The 18,132-nt window shown below is 35.6% G+C and carries 22 protein-coding genes; 7 read left to right on the forward strand and 15 right to left on the reverse strand.

Translation table 11 applies throughout. The features are described from left to right. Positions 1-161: 161 nt before the first annotated feature. From R2Q70_RS05090 to R2Q70_RS05145, 12 genes are all read right to left on the reverse strand, one after another. On the reverse strand, positions 162-914 hold the full coding sequence (locus R2Q70_RS05090) for a LytTR family DNA-binding domain-containing protein (RefSeq protein ID WP_316806571.1): 753 nt from the start codon (positions 912-914) through the stop codon (positions 162-164). A gap of 119 nt (positions 915-1,033) precedes the next feature. Then, positions 1,034-1,642 carry a DUF1684 domain-containing protein gene (locus R2Q70_RS05095; RefSeq protein ID WP_316806572.1) on the reverse strand — a complete coding sequence of 203 codons (609 nt, stop codon included), beginning with the start codon at positions 1,640-1,642 and terminating at the stop codon, positions 1,034-1,036. A gap of 100 nt (positions 1,643-1,742) precedes the next feature. After that, positions 1,743-2,840 carry a chorismate synthase gene (gene aroC / locus R2Q70_RS05100; protein WP_316806573.1) on the reverse strand — a complete coding sequence of 366 codons (1,098 nt, stop codon included), beginning with the start codon at positions 2,838-2,840 and terminating at the stop codon, positions 1,743-1,745. Between the two features lie 60 nt (positions 2,841-2,900). Next, on the reverse strand, positions 2,901-4,172 hold the full coding sequence (gene aroA / locus R2Q70_RS05105) for a 3-phosphoshikimate 1-carboxyvinyltransferase (protein ID WP_316806574.1): 1,272 nt from the start codon (positions 4,170-4,172) through the stop codon (positions 2,901-2,903). Positions 4,173-4,348: 176 nt separating this feature from the next. After that, a complete protein-coding gene (locus R2Q70_RS05110; protein WP_316806575.1) occupies positions 4,349-5,488 on the reverse strand; it encodes a chorismate mutase in 1,140 nt (379 codons plus the stop codon). Between the two features lie 115 nt (positions 5,489-5,603). Next, positions 5,604-6,437 carry a prephenate dehydratase gene (locus tag R2Q70_RS05115; protein ID WP_316806576.1) on the reverse strand — a complete coding sequence of 278 codons (834 nt, stop codon included), beginning with the start codon at positions 6,435-6,437 and terminating at the stop codon, positions 5,604-5,606. A 338-nt stretch (positions 6,438-6,775) separates the two neighbouring features. After that, the gene (locus R2Q70_RS05120; protein ID WP_316806577.1) at positions 6,776-7,105 is read right to left on the reverse strand and encodes a type II toxin-antitoxin system RelE/ParE family toxin; all 330 of its coding nucleotides are present in this window, start codon (positions 7,103-7,105) and stop codon (positions 6,776-6,778) included. Then, positions 7,102-7,293, reverse strand: coding sequence for a hypothetical protein (locus R2Q70_RS05125; protein ID WP_316806578.1), 192 nt, complete (start codon positions 7,291-7,293; stop codon positions 7,102-7,104). Before R2Q70_RS05125 ends, R2Q70_RS05120 begins: the two co-directional genes overlap by 4 nt. A gap of 30 nt (positions 7,294-7,323) precedes the next feature. After that, positions 7,324-7,572, reverse strand: a complete 249-nt coding sequence (locus tag R2Q70_RS05130) for a hypothetical protein (RefSeq protein ID WP_316806579.1) — start codon at positions 7,570-7,572, stop codon at positions 7,324-7,326. A 57-nt stretch (positions 7,573-7,629) separates the two neighbouring features. Then, positions 7,630-8,583, reverse strand: a complete 954-nt coding sequence (locus R2Q70_RS05135) for a sterol desaturase family protein (RefSeq protein ID WP_316806580.1) — start codon at positions 8,581-8,583, stop codon at positions 7,630-7,632. A 1-nt stretch (position 8,584) separates the two neighbouring features. Beyond that, positions 8,585-9,643 carry a 3-dehydroquinate synthase gene (aroB, locus tag R2Q70_RS05140; protein WP_316806581.1) on the reverse strand — a complete coding sequence of 353 codons (1,059 nt, stop codon included), beginning with the start codon at positions 9,641-9,643 and terminating at the stop codon, positions 8,585-8,587. Continuing rightward, a complete protein-coding gene (locus R2Q70_RS05145) occupies positions 9,643-9,849 on the reverse strand; it encodes an RNA-binding S4 domain-containing protein (protein WP_316806582.1) in 207 nt (68 codons plus the stop codon). The genes aroB and R2Q70_RS05145 overlap by 1 nt, the downstream gene beginning before the upstream one ends. Before the next feature lie 93 nt (positions 9,850-9,942). Here R2Q70_RS05145 and R2Q70_RS05150 point away from each other — a divergent pair, with 93 nt between their 5' ends. Next, positions 9,943-11,130, forward strand: a complete 1,188-nt coding sequence (locus R2Q70_RS05150) for a proline dehydrogenase family protein (RefSeq protein ID WP_316806583.1) — start codon at positions 9,943-9,945, stop codon at positions 11,128-11,130. Positions 11,131-11,467: 337 nt separating this feature from the next. Here R2Q70_RS05150 and R2Q70_RS05155 read toward each other — a convergent pair whose 3' ends face one another. Continuing rightward, the gene (locus tag R2Q70_RS05155) at positions 11,468-11,788 is read right to left on the reverse strand and encodes a DUF962 domain-containing protein (RefSeq protein WP_316806584.1); all 321 of its coding nucleotides are present in this window, start codon (positions 11,786-11,788) and stop codon (positions 11,468-11,470) included. Between the two features lie 41 nt (positions 11,789-11,829). On the opposite strand from R2Q70_RS05155, the gene R2Q70_RS05160 reads away from it, so the two are divergent. Next, on the forward strand, positions 11,830-13,065 hold the full coding sequence (locus R2Q70_RS05160) for a carboxypeptidase-like regulatory domain-containing protein (RefSeq protein ID WP_316806585.1): 1,236 nt from the start codon (positions 11,830-11,832) through the stop codon (positions 13,063-13,065). Here R2Q70_RS05160 and R2Q70_RS05165 read toward each other — a convergent pair. Both R2Q70_RS05165 and R2Q70_RS05170 read right to left on the reverse strand, forming a co-directional pair. Beyond that, the gene (locus tag R2Q70_RS05165; protein ID WP_316806586.1) at positions 13,042-13,677 is read right to left on the reverse strand and encodes an HAD family phosphatase; all 636 of its coding nucleotides are present in this window, start codon (positions 13,675-13,677) and stop codon (positions 13,042-13,044) included. The genes R2Q70_RS05160 and R2Q70_RS05165 overlap by 24 nt on opposite strands. A gap of 59 nt (positions 13,678-13,736) precedes the next feature. Then, positions 13,737-13,919 carry a hypothetical protein gene (locus R2Q70_RS05170; RefSeq protein WP_116167787.1) on the reverse strand — a complete coding sequence of 61 codons (183 nt, stop codon included), beginning with the start codon at positions 13,917-13,919 and terminating at the stop codon, positions 13,737-13,739. Positions 13,920-14,140: 221 nt separating this feature from the next. Between R2Q70_RS05170 and R2Q70_RS05175 the strand changes: the two genes are divergently transcribed. The 5 genes from R2Q70_RS05175 (at position 14,141) to R2Q70_RS05195 (ending at position 18,128) form a co-directional block, all read left to right on the forward strand. Then, the gene (locus R2Q70_RS05175; protein ID WP_316806587.1) at positions 14,141-14,362 is read left to right on the forward strand and encodes a cold shock domain-containing protein; all 222 of its coding nucleotides are present in this window, start codon (positions 14,141-14,143) and stop codon (positions 14,360-14,362) included. Positions 14,363-14,861: 499 nt separating this feature from the next. Then, complete coding sequence (locus tag R2Q70_RS05180) at positions 14,862-15,047, forward strand: cold-shock protein (protein WP_010599510.1); 186 nt, start codon at positions 14,862-14,864, stop codon at positions 15,045-15,047. A gap of 6 nt (positions 15,048-15,053) precedes the next feature. Next, entirely contained in the window at positions 15,054-15,251 is a 198-nt protein-coding gene (locus R2Q70_RS05185) for a cold-shock protein (RefSeq protein WP_316806588.1), read from the forward strand. A 297-nt stretch (positions 15,252-15,548) separates the two neighbouring features. Beyond that, positions 15,549-16,325, forward strand: a complete 777-nt coding sequence (locus R2Q70_RS05190; RefSeq protein WP_316806589.1) for an AraC family transcriptional regulator — start codon at positions 15,549-15,551, stop codon at positions 16,323-16,325. 384 nt (positions 16,326-16,709) lie between these two features. Beyond that, positions 16,710-18,128: an arylsulfatase gene (locus tag R2Q70_RS05195; protein ID WP_316806590.1), complete on the forward strand. Its 1,419-nt coding sequence runs from the start codon at positions 16,710-16,712 to the stop codon at positions 18,126-18,128. Positions 18,129-18,132 lie beyond the last annotated feature (4 nt).

An 18,132-nucleotide genomic window follows, 5' to 3' on the forward strand; every position in this document is an offset into this window, starting at 1 on the left:
TCGACCTGTAAATAATACGTAATCAGTCACCTCTCACAAAAAATGTTATGCCTCAATTCAGAAAAATTGTTTATTTCAGTAAATTGAGTTGCAGTTTTATGGTTTATCTTCTAGATCAGGGATTAAATAAAGATAAATTAGAGCGCAAGGTTAAATCATAACTATTTAATAAATCTTGATAAGATTTTCTTGTCGATAGACTTTTCCATTAACTCCTGCCTGTTTGATGCACTAATTGGAACGATGAAATTATAATCTAGATGCACTTCGTGATTAGTTAATGTAGCAATATGGTTGGTGTTGATAATGTACTGTTTGTGTACCCGTGTAAAAATCTCTTCTGGTAGTTGTTTTTCAAGGTTTTTTAAGCTAACGAGTATTACATGTTTATCGTTACTGGTAAACAGCTTTGAGAAATCACCCATGCTTTCAATATAAACCACATCGCTATATTTCAGCTTGGTTATTCCTTTTGTTTCTCTAAAATAGAAGAAATCTTCATTATCTTTTTTAAGTTCTAGTTGATCATTTCCATCAAAAGTCACTTGTTTTTTAAGCTCTAAATACTCAATGGCTTTATTGGCTGCTTTTAAAATGCGCTCAAAGGTTGCTGGCTTTACAATGAAATCGATGGCATCTAAATCATAACTTTCTACCGCATACTCACTATGTGAGGTTATAAATATAAATAAAGGTTTGTTTTTCACACTTTTTAATAAAGCCATGCCAGATAGTTCGGGCATATCTATATCAGAGAAAACAAGATCAATTTCGGTAGTAGAAAGTACCTCAGCAGCTTCGATACCATTTGTACATACCTTAACGATTTGTAGTGATGAAATTTTTTTCAGATGCATTTCTAATGCGTCTCTTTCGATTTCATTGTCATCGACAATTATACACTTATATAACATTGGGATAGATTATTAATTTAGTATATACAGGTTTTTAAATTGTATTGTTTTAAATATACTCTAAAAATATGCCCTAAAAAATAAAATATTCTTAAAATAATGTTTCTAAGAGAAATGTATTACCTCTTGTGCTTTTTCTCTCCGGTATAAAGTTTTTCCCCCGCTTTAATCTCTATTGATAAATCATTTTCCTCTGGCGGAACCGGGCAACGGTAGCCATCACTATACGCACAATAAGGATTATATGCTTTATTAAAATCGACCTCAATTTTGTTATCGATGATTTCTTTCGAACTCAAATCAATATATCTTCCACCGCCGTAAGTTTCCTTGTTATTGGTTTCATCAGTAAAAGGCAGAAACAATAAATCTCTATATGCAGGATTACTGGCCAAAGCAACATTTTTATACAATGTCATTTCTGTATCTTTCCCATTTAAGCTGAACTTTATCTTCGCAAAGCGATAAAATTCCTTGCTTGTGCCATCGTAGGTTGGCATTTTAAACACCTTTTCATTTTTTAAAGGTTCAACAATTGCTAAAACTTTATAGCTACTATCAGCATCATAAAAATGAAGATTTTTTAAATCAGCTTCTTTAAGCGGGGAATTGGATTCTTTAATAAAATCCTGCATATAGCTATCGCGATGCTTGCTGATTTGTGCTGAATAGGATTGAGCAAAAGTATTGATGCTGATGAAAAGGAGTAGGATGGAGAGAAGTTTCATAATTGATTATAATTGAATGAAAGTATATGTTTTCATCATTGCGAGGTACGAAGCAATTTTTTTCTGAGTGAGATTGCTTCGTGCTTCGCAATGACGGATTTTAAACCACGCTCACTTTATTTCTCAAAAACTGGTCGGCTAACACTAATGCTGCCATTGCTTCCACAATAACCACTGCTCTTGGCACCACGCAAGGATCGTGGCGGCCTTTGCCTTTAATTTCAGAAGCTTCGCCTGCGGCATTTATGGTTTGCTGGTTGTGCATAATGGTTGCTACGGGTTTAAATGCTACTTTAAAAGTAATATCCATTCCGTTTGAAATGCCACCCAATATACCTCCAGCAAAATTTGTGGTGGTTTTGAAAACTTTTGAATCAGCAGCTTTTGGTTGAGGAATATCGTTGTGTTGAGAACCTCTTAGTTCGCTTCCGGCAAAACCAGAACCATATTCAAAACCATGAACAGCATTAATGCTTAACATCGCTTTGCCTAAATCAGCATGTAATTTATCAAATACCGGTTCGCCCAAACCCGCCGGGCAGCCTTTAATTATACAGCCGATTTTCCCACCAACGGTATCGCCATCTTTTCTAACTGAATCAATAAACTCTATCATTTCATGAGCCGTTGCCGGATCTGCACAGCGTACAATGTTTTCCTCTCTGATATCCAGCAAAGCTGATAAATCATTACTTTCTAAATTCGGAGCTTCAATGGTTCCAACGGAAGTGACATGAGCAAAAATCTCAATGCCTTGTTGTTTTAAGAACAATTTTGCGATCGCACCTGCAGCTACACGGGCAGCTGTTTCGCGGGCAGAAGAACGTCCGCCACCACGATGGTCGCGGATGCCATACTTCGCATCGTAAACGTAATCTGCATGGCTTGGGCGGTAAACATCTACATTATGGCCGTAATCTTTCGAACGTTGGTCTTCGTTAGGAATTAATAAAGCAATTGGTGTACCCGTACTTTTCCCTTCGAAAACACCCGATAAAATCTGAACGGTATCGCTTTCTTTCCTTTGTGTGGTAATTTTAGACTGACCTGGTTTACGTTTATCCAATTCTGATTGAATAAAATCCATGTCGATATCCAATTGCGCCGGACAGCCATCAATAATTACCCCAATGGCTACGCCATGAGATTCGCCAAAGGTGGTGATGCGAAATAATTGTCCGAATGAGTTGCCTGCCATTTTAAGTTGAAAGTTTTAGGTTATAAGTTATATGTTTCGTAGTCTTTAATCTTTGCTCTTTTATCCTTGTTCTTCTACTGAAAATCCCGCCTTTTTCAAATCTTCCCAAAAATAAGGATAAGACTTTTCTACCACCTGCATTTCTTCAATTTCAAGTTCGTTGATTAATAGCGCAAGTGGAGCAAAAGCCATGGCCATACGGTGGTCCTCGTAGGTAGCAATGGTAATTTTTTCAGGAAAATGAAGTTCATCCGTATTTAGGGTATAAACAAGATTATCTTCAGTTAAAGTAACACCGATTTTAGCCAGCTCGTTTTGTAAGGCCACAATTCTATCAGTTTCTTTAATTTTCAAGGTTTCCAAACCTGTAAATGACATGTTTTTGCCCAACGCAGCAGCAATAACTACAATCGTTTGAGCCAAATCAGGACAAGTTTTTAAATCCAAAACCTGATTGGTTTCTAAAGATAAACCCAGGTTTGTAATTAGAATTCCTTTTTCAGTTTTTTCAGTAGCAACGCCAAAAATCTTCATGATTTTTTGAATCTGGCTGTCGCCTTGTAAACTTTTTTCCTTTAAAGCTGGTAAGCTGATTTCTGCTTCATCAGCCAAAGCAGAAATGCTATACCAATAAGATGCGGCACTCCAATCTGGTTCTACAACCAAAGTTCCTGGATTGAAATTTTGTGGTGCTATCGAAATCGAATTGCCATTCCATGAATGTTCAATACCAACTTCGGCTAACATATCCAATGTCATATCTACATATGGTTTAGATGTTAATTCGCCCTCAATTTCCAGGGTTAAACCTTGAGGTAGGATAGGAGCAATCATCAGCAATGCTGAAATATACTGACTACTTATATCGCCCTTGATTTTAACTTGAGCAGTTTTTTGATGTAGGGGGCCACTAATATTTAGGGGAGGAAAGCCCTCAGCTTCTGCATAAGAAATATCGGCACCCAATGTTTTCAACGCTTCTGCTAAAATTCCAATCGGGCGTTGTTTCATCCGTTCGGTTCCGGTTAATAAGAAGTTACCGTTTTTAGCCGATAGGTATGCGGAAAGAAAACGCATTGCCGTTCCTGCCGGACCAACATCTACAGTTTTCGATTCCTGAATTTCTACTTCAAGTTCTTCTTCTAAAATATTCAGAATGCTATTTAACGTTACCGTATCGGCAGCATTAGATAGATTTTCTACTTTAACTAGTTTTTTACTCAGTGCGCTTATAATTAACGCTCTGTTACACTCGCTTTTTGAACCTGTTAATTGGATTTCCGTATGAATATTCTTGGTTCCTTTAAAAGAAACTAAGGCGTTTTTTGACATTTTATTCTGGTTTTGTTCTCAAATGCATTGTCAGATGCTTCCATCTGACAATGCATTGTAATTTATAGTATCACTTTGATTTTGTAGCTACCGTTTTAAGATTGCTTCGTACCTCGCAATGACGTGGTGCAGAGGACTTGCTTTTCGCTTTAGTCTTTCTGCTCTAAGCGTTAACCTTATTTTGAAACTTCAGTATGTTGTTCAGCAGCGATTCCTTTTTCAGCTTTACCAGCATTCATAATTTCAGTTTGTTTGCGGATCGATTCGCCGTGTACCAATTCTAAGAATTTCTCAGTAAAGTTTAAGTCTAATTTCAAAGCTTTTGCAAAAGCGTGACCTTTTTTGATAATTGAATCCCAACGATTAACCTGTAAAATGGTAACCTGATTATCGCGTTTGAACTCACCAATTTTTTCTACAATCGCCATACGTTCAGCTAGTTTCTGTAATAAAATATCATCAATTTTATCAATGTTTTTACGCAAATCAGCTAATTTATCAGCGAAAGCTTCGTTTGGTGCTTCAGGTTCGCGAACGGTTAAACGGTCTACCAATTCAGCTAAAGCAGCAGGCGTAACTTGTTGTTTAGCATCTGTCCATGCAACTGATGGGTCAACATGAGATTCAATCATTAAACCTTGCATATCTAAATCCAAAGCTTTTTGAGAGATGTAAGGAATTAACTCACGGTTACCACAAATGTGACTTGGGTCGTTAATGATTGGCAATTCAGGACATAAAGTTTTCAATTGAATCGCCATTTCCCACATTGGTTCGTTACGGAAAGAGCTTTTTTCGAATGATGAGAAACCACGGTGAATTGCACCGATTTTAGTAATACCAGCACCATTGATACGCTCAATTGCACCAATCCATAACTGTAAATCAGGGTTTACCGGGTTTTTAATTAATACAGGAACATCATGGCCTCTTAATGCATCGGCAATTTCCTGAACCGTAAATGGGTTTACTGTAGAACGAGCACCAATCCAAAGGATATCAACACCTGCAGCTAAAGCTTCTTCAACGTGTTTTGCATTTGCAACTTCAACAGCTGTTGGTAAACCAGTTTCAGCTTTAGCACGTTTTAACCACTCTAAACCAATACTTCCGATACCTTCGAATTCTCCCGGACGGGTACGTGGTTTCCAGATACCAGCTCTCAAAACTGATACTTTGCCAGTTGCAGCCAATAAATGTGCTGTAGTTAATAATTGCTCTTCAGTTTCTGCACTGCATGGTCCAGAGATGATTAATGGTTCGTTGTTAACAGTTAACCAAGTGTTTAAAGGTTGGATGTTTAAATTAAGTTTCATGATTTATGGCTTGTTTTTTAGTCCGTATTCGGTTGTTCGGAGTTATATTTTGATTTTAATTATTATACTTCTTACTATTTATCTTCGGACTCCTGACTCAGGACTTCCGACTTATTTATACTTTATCGTTCTTTAAATATTCTCCGAGGATGTTGAAATTCGAAGTATATTTTAATGCTTTTCTAACGGCTTTATCATATTTTTCTGTGCTTGGCCACTCTAAGTCGACATAAAAGTAATATTCGTTTCTTTTACCAAGCACTGGCATAGATTGTATTTTTGTTAAGCTTACCTCTTGCTCTGCGAAAATGTTGAGTACAGTTGCTAAAGAGCCAGCTTTATGACCAACCTGAAAACAAATTGATGCTTTGTTTATTTTCTTTCCCTCATCTGTTTTGTCTTTTTTAAGGATAAGGAAGCGGGTGTAATTTTTTTTGTTTGATTCAACGCGACGCTCTAAAATGTTTAAGCCGTAAAGTTCTGCAGCTAAGTTGTTTGCAATGGCCATCGTGTCGGTCAATTTTTCTTCCTGGATGCGTTTTGCGCAAGCAGCGGTATCATTGCTTTCTACAATTTTAATATGCGGGTAATCATAAAAGAAATCGATGCACTGACGAATTGCAATAGGATGGGAGGTTACAATTTTAATATCCTCGAATTTTACACCAGGTAATGCCATTAAGTGTAATTGAATAGGCAAATAAACCTCACCAACTACCGAGAAACCGTAATCGCGGATTAAGGTATAGTTCGGTAACAAGCTACCGGCAATAGAGTTTTCAATAGCCATTACTACGAAATCTGCATCATTTTTCTCCAGCTTGTCGCAGGTTTCTTTAAAGGAGTTGCATTCTACCGTTTCGATGTTTTTACCAAAGAATTTGTAGGCTGCTTCTTCATGAAAAGATGCTTTAATACCTTGAATTGCTACTCTTTTTGTCGTTTCCATTTTTGCGTAAAACAAAAAAGTCCCGGCTGTTTGCCGGGACTTTTTATACATTTTAATATTGTTATATATCTTTTTGCATATTAGCCCCGGCTCTTACTAAAAAAGTAAAAGTAACCAAAGTAATATGTGTTGAATAATTTCATTTTCGTTTTTGAATGAGCCAAATGTAATAACAAAATTTAATTTGTCAATAGGAAAATGAAAATATTTTTAATAAAATTTAATTTTGTTTGATTTAGGCTGTTTTTGAGATGGGTATGAAATGAGGTAGGGTGATGATTGAGAGCGATGGTGGTTTATGGTTTAGGTCTAAGCCCAAACGTTGACTTTAGGCACAGCTATAATAAACTATCAATAATTTTCTGAATATCTTGTTTTGAAATCGTTGCTTCTTCTGATTTATCATAGATGTAAATCATTGTGATTTCATCTTCAGTTTGTAAATATGTGATAACTCTATAACCACCACTTTTTCCTTTCCCTTTACTTTTAATGGCAAGCCTTATTTTAAAAATGCCATTACCCAAGTTGGTGCCAGTTTTTGGGTTAGTTATAAGTATCGACTCTAGTTGAGTTAAATCGCTAACTAATGATAAATGTTTCTTTTTGAGTTGTTTTGCTTTTTTTATGAAGATAGGGGAATAAATAATTTTGATTCCCTTTATCATATATCGCTTAAAGATAAAGGAGCAATTTTTCCGCTTTTAATTTCTTTCGCCTCTTTGATACCCTGTTTGATTCCATCAAGCAATTCTTGCTTTTTAGAACTTTGGATAACTTTTGCGTCAATTCTTTTTAAAACCTCTAAAAGAAATTGAGTGTCATTATCCTTTACTTGTATGGTTAATGTTGTCATAATAAAATCGACTTTAGTCAAAAATACGAATTAAATTACCGAATTGTAGCGTTGCATTAGTTTTTCTAAAGAAGCAGTTTCCTTACTTCCTAAACTTGATAGTAATGAAAATACTTTTTGTTGCAGCAACCCTGAATATGCTGTCATTATGAGGAACGAAGAATCTGTTTCATAGCTTGCAGATTCTTCGTTCCTCAGAATGACAGAAGTTTTTAAAAGATTGTAATCCCCAACAATGTTGGGGAGGGCTGCATAAGCCAAAAGGACTAAGCCATTCATTTCCAATATCACTTTAAAACAAAAAAACGGCCTGTAAAATACAAACCGTTTATAATATTATCCTGTCGAACTTAATGTTCGCCGTTTTTCGTTAAAATCTTTAACATTGCTATTTTTTGCTGCTTCTTCTGCTTCATGCAGTTCTTGTTGCATTATCTTCGCAATTTTTGTGCTTCCATCGTGGCTCCATCCAGGAGGATTGAAGAGATACTTCAGCTTATCCATAAATGTTGGTGCTTTTTTAACATCGGCTGTTAATGCAATAAACTCATGGAAAATAATGTTTACTGGTCCAGTATCTTTTGGTTGTGTGGTTAAACCGTATTTAATCTCATCTTCAGGTAATTCTGCCTGGAAAGTGCCAAACATTCTATCCCAAAGAATTAAAACCATACCCATATTTTTATCGAGGTAGCGAACGTTACTGGCATGATGAACCCGATGGTGCGAGGGCGTTACGAAAATATACTCGTACCATTTTGGGAAATTGATTTTGTATTGCGTGTGGACCAAATTACCATAAATCTGCGTGACAAGGTATGCAAAAAGAATATCCATGGCAGTAAAGCCCATAAATGCCAGAGGCAAATAAAAGAAAACACGATACAATGGTTCAAAAACAGTAGAGCGGAAACCAGTGGTTAAATTAAAATGTTCTGACGAATGGTGGGTAACATGCATCGCCCAGAAAAAGCGAACGTAATGCCCAACAGTGTGTAAAAACCAGTATAAGAAATCTTGTGCTAAAATTAAAACCAACCAATAAATCCAAACATTTGAGATTTGGAATAATCGGAATTGATAGCAATATTCTAACAAAAAGAATGTTGCTGTTTTCATGCCGAGGTTAATTACAATTGCTGAAACCATTAAGTAAATATTGGTCCAGGTATCTCGTTTGGTATATAACTTTCTATCATGCGCATAGCTAAAATACATTTCAACTAAAGTTAAAACGATTACGAAGCCAAATAGTGCGCCAACAGAAATATCACTTCCAGTATACTTCATTTTATAAACTATTATAGTAATCTAAACTGCTCAAAATTTCGGCTGTGCTTACACGGCAGTTAAATGTGCATTTGCCTGTGGTTTCTAAAAGAGAAAACAAAATATTTCCGTCTTCATTCTTTTTATCGCTTTGCATTAATGCTAAAAGCGTTTCGAAACTATCTTTTTTGATATGATATTTAGGATACAACGATAAAATATAATCGCTGATATCTTTCAGTTCTTCTTTTGTTAAACCACTATTTTTGATGGATAAAGCTGCCTCGCAAACAAAACCAATAGCAATTGCTTCGCCGTGTGTAAGTGGGTTTTCATCGTTTGCTAACGAATAACTTTCTACCGCATGGCCAATCGTATGACCGAAATTTAAAATCTTACGCAGGTTTTTTTCATGCGGGTCGATGGTTACTATCTCATTTTTAATTTCAACTGAACGATAAATATCTAATGCAGCTGGCGTTAAATAATCGGTAGTTTTTAGTTTTTCGTAATAAGCTTTATCATAAATTAAACCATGTTTAATCATTTCGGCAAAGCCTGATAAAAGCTCACGCTGTGGTAAGGTTTTTAAAAATGCTGTTTCGATGAAAACCATTTGTGGAAGGGTAAAAGTGCCCACCATGTTCTTCACGTTATCGATATCGATACCTGTTTTACCACCAACAGAAGCATCAACCTGCGAGAGTAGAGTAGTAGGAACGTTAACGAAATCGATACCACGTTTATAAGTTGAGGCAATAAAGCCACCCATATCAGTAATTACGCCGCCACCTAAGTTGATCATTAAACTTTTACGGTCGGCCTCAAAATCCAAAAGTGTTTTCCAGATGCCAATGCAAAAATCGATGTTTTTATTTTCTTCACCTGCTGAGGTTTCAATCAAATCGAAATCAGCAAAATCATCCATCATCGCCTGAAAAACCGGCAAACAAATTTCGCTCGTATGTTCATCAGCAAGAATAAAAACTTTGCTGTATTTATTGCTTTCTAAAAGGGTTTTTAAGGCGTCTAAATTGCTTTCGAAATAAAGCGAATGGCCTGCGCTTGTTAAGGTTTCCATTAAATTACTTCGATTTTATCTTGTTCAAAAATGATGATATCGCCAACCCTAACTTTATAGCGTTTGCGAAATTCTACCTCACCATTACATTTTACCAAGCCATCCATTACGGCAGCCTGGGCATCGCCACCGGTGCCAACTAAACCTGTTGCTTTTAACAGTTGGATCAGCGGAATAAATTCGCCTTCTAATTTGAATTGTATCATTATTGCTGCAAAAATACGATTATTTAGCTGTTTTTAATTTCTACAATCAATGCTTTTTATAATTTTGCATCCATCTGACTTATTACATAACAAATGATTGATTCATCTCCTAATAAACAACCCAATTTCGATAATACTGAAGTTGCCTTCCGTCAAAAAACCAATGCAGAATTAAAAAAGGCTTACTGGCTTTTTAAAATGATTGGTAGCAACTTTTTAACCAAGGTTGGTCCGCCGATTACCAATTTCTTTTTGAACATTGGTTTACCCATTCAGGGCGCTATAAAAACAACCATTTTTCAGCAGTTTTGCGGTGGCGAAACCATTGCCGAATGCGACAAAGCGATTGCTCAGCTGGCAAAAGGTGGCGTTGGTACCATCTTAGATTATTCGGTTGAGGGCGAAGAAGAAGAAATCGTTTTCGATGAAACCTGCCAGGAAATCATTCGCACCATTCTCCGTGCCGATGGCGATAAAAACATTCCAATTACCGTTTTTAAAATTACAGGCATTGGCCGTTTTGCTTTATTGGAAAAACTAGATGCAAAGCAAGCTTTAACTGCAGATGAGAAAGCGGAATTTGAAAAAGTGAAATTACGTTGCGAAATGATTTGTCGCACTGCTTTTGATAAAGGCGTTCCGGTTATGATTGATGCCGAAGAGACCTGGATTCAGAATACAATTGATGAATTGGCTTTAGATATGATGCGTAAATTTAACCAGGAACATATTATCGTTTACAATACTTATCAAATGTATCGCCATGATAAGCTGGCCGATATGAAAGCCGACCACTTGATTGCCAAAGCCGCCGGTTTTATTTTGGGTGTGAAAATGGTTCGTGGAGCTTACATGGAAAAAGAGCGTAAACGTGCCGCCGAAATGGGTTATCCATCGCCAATTCAACCTGATAAAGAGTCTTCAGATAAGGATTATAACGAATCGCTACGATATTGTGTAGACCATATTGAAGAAATTGCCATCGTTTGTGGTACGCACAATGAAGATAGCAGCCGCCTGTTAACTTATCTTTTAGAAGAGAAAAAAGTAGCCCATAATCATCCTCACGTTTATTTCGCACAGCTTCTGGGCATGAGCGATAACTTGAGTTTCAATCTTGCAGATGCCAATTACAATGTGGCCAAATACGTTCCTTATGGGCCGATAAAAGCTGTTATGCCTTATTTGTTCAGACGGGCACAGGAAAATACTTCTGTTGCTGGTCAGACGGGTAGGGAATTGGGTTTAATCGAAAGGGAATTAAAAAGAAGAAAACTATAGAAGTTTTGTCATTCTGAGGAACGAAGAATCTGTTTCATAGGTTGCAGATTCTTCGTTCCTCAGAATGACAAAGTGAGCGTAGTTGCAGCAAAATTACCTACTATATTTTTTTGAAAATGAAAGCAAGTAATTCTTCGGGAAATGCAGTCCCGCTTTTCGCTCCAATCTTTTCAAACCTATAAGGTTTTTAAAACCTTATAAGTTTAATCAAAAGTATTTCCGCTACAATGGGTTTAGAAACAAAGTTTTTGGCTAAAGCAGCCTGCAATGAATAGCGAATAACATTATACTTTTAATTCATTGCCGTTGGTTTCAACCAACGGATTATTATTTCTGATTATTTTTTCACCACAAACCCTTCTTTTCCAGTAAGCAAATCGTAAAACAGAATAAAATCGCAGGCTAAGCTATAACGCGGATATTTAAAGGTAGCAGGTTTATTTTTTTCGAAAAAGAAATGGCCAACCCAGGCAAAACCATAACCTAAAATCGGCATCGCCAGGAAAAAACGCCACTCATGAGAAAGAAACCCAGTAAAAAAGGCCAATATAACTAAGCCTGTTCCAATAAAATGTAGCACACGCGAAGTTGTATTGGTGTGTTCATTTAAATGGTGCGGATAGAACTGTTTAAGGGAATTAAAATTTTTATCTGACATTTGCGATTATTTAATAATTTTAGAATAACGAATTATTTTTCATGAAAAAATTGACGCTCCTCTTCATTTGCTTAGTTGCAATAATAGATGTTTTCTCTCAAAATATAATATATGGTAAAATTATAGATTCTGAAACTAAACAACCCATTCCTAGTGCTAGTGTTTACCTTAACAATACCACATTTGGTATGAAAACCAATGATCAAGGTGCATTTAGGTTACATAATGTAAATGCGTACAGCGAATTAGTAGTTTCCGCAGTAGGTTATGAAAAAATAATTACAAAAACTACAGGTGGCCAATCTTCCTATACTATTTTAATGAAACCGAAGGAAAATATTTTGGAAGAGGTTAATGTAAGTACTAACAGTAAAGCTTGGGAGAAATGGGGAGGATTATTCTCAAAACTGGTTTTAGGTTATGGTGCAGGCGAGCATGGATATGGTATCATTTCGAATCCAAAAGATATACATTTTTATTATAACGATGTAGAAAAAACACTTGAGGTAAGCATGAATAAGCCCTTGATCATTGATATCAAAGCTTTGGGCTATGAACTAAATATAGATATGGATTATTTTGTATATTCATTTGAAAATGAAGAGTTGAAATACAGCAGTACCATTCAATATAAAAATAGCTTTGATAAAAGTTATGTTGAACGTATACAGTACCTTACTGATTGGGTATATTATGGTTCAAAGATGCACTTTTACAGGTCTCTTTTTTTTAATCAATCAAAGGAGGAGGGTTTTTACATTTACCAGTATCATTCTGTAAGAAATCATGAAAAGGAAAGAGTAATGAAGACGGTAAGAAAATGGGCCTCTGAAAAGATTAACCTGAACTCATCTAAAGAAGATCTCTTCAAATTATCAGAAAATAAAGACTCTTCACGCTATTACAAAAAAGTGATGATGCAAAAAGATGTTTTTACGATAGATACAATTCCTGTAGACATAAAAAATTATGTTGCCTACAATAGCGATAGTAAAAAGCTAAACATTAATTTTAGCGAAACCTTGATGGTAGTATACAGAAGAAATAGGAACACAGCGACACCAAATTCGAATAGGTTTCCACACCAGCGTTTAAAAGTAAATACGTTAATGTTTTTAACAAATAAAAATGGAATTGATATATTGGAGGATGGCCGAAGTACAACCAATGAGCTCTATATGACTGGAGATATGGCTAACAGACCTCTTTCTAAAACACTTCCATTTGATTATGATCCAAAAGCTGGTAGAAAGTTATATGATGTTGTTGGCTTTTAAAAACGCTTCCAATTGAGCAGGTTTTTCAGTCATTAAAAGGGTGTTCAAACCAACTTTTTTTGCACCCTCAATATGCTGCGGACTATCATCAATAAACAAAGTTTCAGCAGGATTTAAGTTGTTATCTTTTAAAACTTGTTCAAAAATATTGGTATTGGGCTTACGTAATTTCATGTGCTGAGAAAAATAAGCTTTCTCAAAATAATCGTCGTAATTGTTAAGCTCGAAAGTTGTTTTTAGGTAATTGATAATCCAATCGTAATGGATTTCATTGTTATTGCTCAATAGAAAAGTTCTGTATTTCTCTTTTACAGCCAATAATAAATTATGATTTTGCTGATGGGTTCCAATCAGCAAGCTGTTCCATGCTTCGTCAATTTGCGCATCAGTTAATTCAGGTTTATGGGCAGCTTTTCTAATGCCCTCACGAAACGCTGCCGGAGAGATTGCACCAGTTTCAAAATCATCAAATAGCTGATTATGACCTTTGTGCGCAAAGAAATTTTCGATATCAGTGATACCTAATTTTTGGAAAGAAGCTTGGGCAATTCTAAAATCGATGTCGAAAATTACGTTTCCGTAATCAAATATGATGTTTTTAATATTTTGCATGGGACATAATTTTTCCGCAAATATCCTTAAATATTTCTAATGCCCAATAAATAAAGCGTTTATTTAATCACGAGAATCGTTCCGTCATTTTTGATCTTGTAATAGTATTGCGTTTCCTTTTTTCTATTCAAAATTTCTATGTCGGCAACTTCACCTTTTTTTCCGGTATCATCCTTAATGATGTCGCCCTCTTTAACTTCATTAAGTTCTTTTGTCGAACTTTTTTTATTTACATTTTTCATAGCGATGATATTAAACTCTTAAATAAACGTTTAAACTATTATTAAGTTTTAACTATCATCATCAACTAATCTCGTTTGGCAATTCAAATTTATCGCACACTGTCCGGTAATCAACTTAAGTATAAATGATATCTATTTATTGTTATTGAATATCTACTGCATTAGTTTTTTTAGCGTTAATCAACTATATTTATGGTAATAAACGCTCAAAACTAAACATAATGAACGGTGTCATCACGGCTTACAACAAGCAGAGAGGTTTCGGATTAATCTCTCAGGAATTAGTAGTTCAAAGTATTTATTTCGATATTTCAGATTGTAAAGCAAAAGGGCTTTACATAGGGAGCTCGGTGGAATTCGAACTTGCTATAACAAAGAAAGGGAAGGTTGCTAAAAACATAGTTGGTGTAACCAAAAAAAGGCTCAAGCTGAATACGGTTTAGTTTAAAAGTTCACTAAATTCTACGAGCAAGCTGTTTTCTAAAGCAATCACCTCCATTGTAATAACGCCAATGCGCTGAACTACAGTTTAAAGATTAATTGGTTTTAATCTCAATCCATTGAAACCATTTTAGTTGCCTTGAAATTGTGCGCAACGAATTATCTTAACCCCTCAGGTTGTATTTTATGTAAATCATCTGAATGTCATCTAAATTTTTGTAGCTTACAAAAATGGACGATAGGATGAACTTAATACTTGGAGTTATTTTTATAATTAGTGGGATCACTGTGTTTTGGATAATATTCGCAAGTAAAAAGATATAAACCATATAGAATTTTGTTCATGCAAATCTGATAGGCATCATTTCATAAATCTACATTGATTTTTGGAGTGAACTGCCAAAATCCAAGCTTCATCTATTAAAATGCTATCAAAATCTATTAGATTTTATAAACTTTTTTCAATTTGCTATGTTTAGAAATCTAAACTTTCTAAATTAAATGCAAGGAACAGTAAAATTTTATAATGAATCAAAAGGTTTTGGATTCATTAAATCTGAAAACGGAGAAGAGATCTTCGTACACATTACGGGATTAGTTGATAAAATTAATCAGGACGATCAGGTAGAGTTCGAAGTAACTCAAGGTAAAAAAGGTTTAAATGCAGTTAACGTTAAACTAGTATAAAATACCATGAGACTCGGAACTGTAAAATATTATGATGATGAAAAAGGGTTGGGATTGATTACGCCTTCTAATGGAGGCAAAGACCTAATCGTTTCAGCAAATGGTTTAATTGATAAAATTCAAACGCAAAATATCGTACTTTTCGATCTCAACTTTGCCTCAAATCATGTTGAAGTGGTAAAAGTTACCGTATTAAAATCTTAACAAAACGATTTCATTTACCGGAAAAGCAAACTCATTTATAAGTTTGCTTTTTTTTTGCGTTCTAAATCGTAGTTAAAATCTTACAAGTTAACAAAAAGTTGATTTAAGGATTAATATAATAATATCTATGTTTGCGACAAATCTTATTGAACCAATTATATCATAATGAAATTGAAACTTTGGTTCGTGGTAACAATTTATTAATGTAACATTTTATGTGCTCGGGTAGTCATAAAAATCACTAATATTTATAATGATAAACGATCTCTCACCAAACACTTTAAAATCTAGGTTGATATGATACAACTTGAGGTGATTAAAGGATTTTTTAAAAGGGAAAAAGCATTGCCGGCGGCTTATCCGATGCGTATTTTGGTTATTAAGGAAGCAGAGGGGTGTCTCCACATGAACTCTGGCGATTATCAATTAACTGCAGGACGCATATTTTTTATACCTGAAGAAGGATTGGTAAGGTTAGAAGGCGAGATACAATCTGCTTATTGGTTAACATTTAGCAGTGTGCTCTATGCTGAATTTTTATTGCAGCACCTGGATCCACTCGCCAAAAATTTATTTTTAAAACTTTCTTACAGAGATTTGGGTGCAAATGAGGTAAAAAAAACGCATAGCCTCATTGAGCAATTACGTAAGGAGGTAGATGCGAGGAGAGATGCAGCTTATTTATCTCAGTATTTATCGTTATTTTTAGGCTACACTGCAGATCTGGATGGCTATTTGGCTGCACTTTCATTAGATGAGTTACAACAGGTACTTCGTTTTAGAGCAATATTGGAACAGTTCTACAAAACAGAACGCTCAATCGAATTTTATGCAGAGGGAATGGGTATCAGTAGCAGGAAACTCAATTTGTTTTTGGGTAAGGTGTTAGGCAAAAGCCTATCTGGCCTTATTAAAGATAGAATCATGAGGGAGGCCGAAATGCTATTGCTTCATTCAGATTTTACGGTTGACGAGATTGCAAAAATGCTAGGTTTTGAGCAGACTTCGAATTTTCATTCTACCTTTAGAAGATACAAAGGCATTACAATTGGTCAATTTAGCCATCTAGGATAAAAATTAATGCGACCGTCAAAGAAATGATAATCATAATGATAAATTTCTTCCAAGAAACCAGGTTTTCCGTATCTCACAACATATTTTGCCTAAGCGCCACACGCGTAAAATATTGCTAACTGCTTCATGCTTTTATCAGTCGCATTAATTTAATGCTAAATTAAAAAAACTAGAACAAATTGGAAATAATATTCCAAAATCGATTAAATATGAGTAGTAGTACCAAGTATTTATGGTAACTTTTCGGAGTGAGAATGAAGTTTTTGTAACACATAATATCATTCTATAGCAACTATTTCCTGGAAAAATATTATTTTTAGAAGAACAAGTTCATGCAGGTTAAAATAGTCTGCTACGGCTTAAAGATCCCTAAATCATTCGTTAATGAAAGCATTATTTAAATCGATTTTATTATTGATTCTAGCTGGGAATTGTGCGTTTTCGTACGCTCAACAAAAGCGAAAGCCCAATGTAATATTTATTCTTGCTGATGATTTAGGATATGGAAATGTTCAAAGTTTCAATCCATCCTCTAAAATCCCGACACCTAATTTAGATAGGATGGCGAAGGAAGGAACCAAATTTACCCGCTTTTATTCCGGAAATACAGTTTGTGCACCATCACGCTGTGCACTGATGACCAGCAAAACCATGGGACATGCATGGGTTAGGGGAAATGCTAAAGGGAAAGATGGTTTAGGTGCGCTGCGAAAAACAGACACTACATTAGCAGAAAGATTAAAAGAAAATGGTTATACTACTGGAATGTTTGGAAAGTGGGGCTTAGGTGATGAGGACAGCCAGGGAGCGCCACACTTGAAAGGTTTCGATCGGTTTTATGGCTATTTGGATCAAAGCCATGCACACGACTATTATACCAATCGATTGTACGAAATTGTTAACGGTAAAACAGTAGCTGTGCCAGTTGATAGTACTAAATATACTGAAGACCTGATTATAAACAAGGCTGTTAATTTTATTGAAGAAAATAAAGGCAAACCGTTTTTCTTGTACTTGCCATTAACTGTACCGCATGCAGAATTAAAAGTGCCGGCTGCATTGTTGATACCTTTTCAAAATGCAGATGGATCAAGCAAATTTCAGCCAGAAACACCATTTGTTAAAAAAGGCAATTATGATAGCGCATTACAGCCTCATGCCACTTTCGCGGCGATGGTAAATAAACTAGATACCGATGTAGGTACAATTTTGGCATTGATTAAAAAACTGGATCTGGATAACGATACTTACATTTTCTTTAGTAGCGATAATGGTCCACATCAGGAGGGTGGAGCAGATCCAGAATATTTTAACAGTAGTGGGCCATTTCGAGGAATAAAACGAGATCTATATGAGGGTGGAATCCGGGTTCCAACTATTGTTAGGGCACCGGGTAAGGTACTTGCGGGACGAAACAATCAATCGCCCTGGGCTTTCTGGGATATTTTACCTACTATCAGTGAACTTACTGGCACGAAAGTTCCATCGAATATCGATGGCTTATCTTTTGCACCAGTTTTAAATGGTAAGCAGGCGTTAAAAGAACATGAATATTTCTACTGGCAATTTAATGAAGGCGGCTTAAAAGAAGCCATAACCAAAGGTGATTGGAAACTCATTCGTTTTAAAACAAAAGGCGTTGCAGAAAGATTCGAACTCTACAACCTTCAAAAAGATATTGCGGAACGTGTAAATCTGGTTTCGGAAAATCCCGCGATGGTAAAAACGTTATCCGCCTTGATGAAAAAAGCAAAAACGCCTTCAGAGAATCCCAGGTTTGCCTGGTTAGAGGTTGAGAAATAATATT

This window comes from Pedobacter agri (assembly GCF_032678665.1).
Lineage (GTDB): Bacteria > Bacteroidota > Bacteroidia > Sphingobacteriales > Sphingobacteriaceae > Pedobacter > Pedobacter agri_A.

Bases quoted from the DNA above. Each gene is read 5' to 3' on its own strand.
- R2Q70_RS05160 (WP_316806585.1), top strand. From the start codon at position 11,830: ATGAAAAAATTGACGCTCCTCTTCATTTGCTTAGTTGCAATAATAGAT.
- R2Q70_RS05125 (WP_316806578.1), bottom strand. From the start codon at position 7,293: ATGACAACATTAACCATACAAGTAAAGGATAATGACACTCAATTTCTT.
- R2Q70_RS05185 (WP_316806588.1), top strand. From the start codon at position 15,054: ATGAGACTCGGAACTGTAAAATATTATGATGATGAAAAAGGGTTGGGA.
- R2Q70_RS05095 (WP_316806572.1), bottom strand. From the start codon at position 1,642: ATGAAACTTCTCTCCATCCTACTCCTTTTCATCAGCATCAATACTTTT.
- R2Q70_RS05155 (WP_316806584.1), bottom strand. From the start codon at position 11,788: ATGTCAGATAAAAATTTTAATTCCCTTAAACAGTTCTATCCGCACCAT.
- R2Q70_RS05120 (WP_316806577.1), bottom strand. From the start codon at position 7,105: ATGATAAAGGGAATCAAAATTATTTATTCCCCTATCTTCATAAAAAAA.
- R2Q70_RS05145 (WP_316806582.1), bottom strand. From the start codon at position 9,849: ATGATACAATTCAAATTAGAAGGCGAATTTATTCCGCTGATCCAACTG.
- R2Q70_RS05135 (WP_316806580.1), bottom strand. From the start codon at position 8,583: ATGAAGTATACTGGAAGTGATATTTCTGTTGGCGCACTATTTGGCTTC.
- R2Q70_RS05115 (WP_316806576.1), bottom strand. From the start codon at position 6,437: ATGGAAACGACAAAAAGAGTAGCAATTCAAGGTATTAAAGCATCTTTT.
- R2Q70_RS05195 (WP_316806590.1), top strand. From the start codon at position 16,710: ATGAAAGCATTATTTAAATCGATTTTATTATTGATTCTAGCTGGGAAT.
- R2Q70_RS05190 (WP_316806589.1), top strand. From the start codon at position 15,549: ATGATACAACTTGAGGTGATTAAAGGATTTTTTAAAAGGGAAAAAGCA.
- R2Q70_RS05175 (WP_316806587.1), top strand. From the start codon at position 14,141: ATGAACGGTGTCATCACGGCTTACAACAAGCAGAGAGGTTTCGGATTA.
- R2Q70_RS05150 (WP_316806583.1), top strand. From the start codon at position 9,943: ATGATTGATTCATCTCCTAATAAACAACCCAATTTCGATAATACTGAA.
- R2Q70_RS05170 (WP_116167787.1), bottom strand. From the start codon at position 13,919: ATGAAAAATGTAAATAAAAAAAGTTCGACAAAAGAACTTAATGAAGTT.
- R2Q70_RS05110 (WP_316806575.1), bottom strand. From the start codon at position 5,488: ATGAAACTTAATTTAAACATCCAACCTTTAAACACTTGGTTAACTGTT.
- aroC (WP_316806573.1), bottom strand. From the start codon at position 2,840: ATGGCAGGCAACTCATTCGGACAATTATTTCGCATCACCACCTTTGGC.
- R2Q70_RS05090 (WP_316806571.1), bottom strand. From the start codon at position 914: ATGTTATATAAGTGTATAATTGTCGATGACAATGAAATCGAAAGAGAC.
- aroB (WP_316806581.1), bottom strand. From the start codon at position 9,643: ATGGAAACCTTAACAAGCGCAGGCCATTCGCTTTATTTCGAAAGCAAT.
- R2Q70_RS05180 (WP_010599510.1), top strand. From the start codon at position 14,862: ATGCAAGGAACAGTAAAATTTTATAATGAATCAAAAGGTTTTGGATTC.
- aroA (WP_316806574.1), bottom strand. From the start codon at position 4,172: ATGTCAAAAAACGCCTTAGTTTCTTTTAAAGGAACCAAGAATATTCAT.
- R2Q70_RS05165 (WP_316806586.1), bottom strand. From the start codon at position 13,677: ATGCAAAATATTAAAAACATCATATTTGATTACGGAAACGTAATTTTC.
- R2Q70_RS05130 (WP_316806579.1), bottom strand. From the start codon at position 7,572: ATGAATGGCTTAGTCCTTTTGGCTTATGCAGCCCTCCCCAACATTGTT.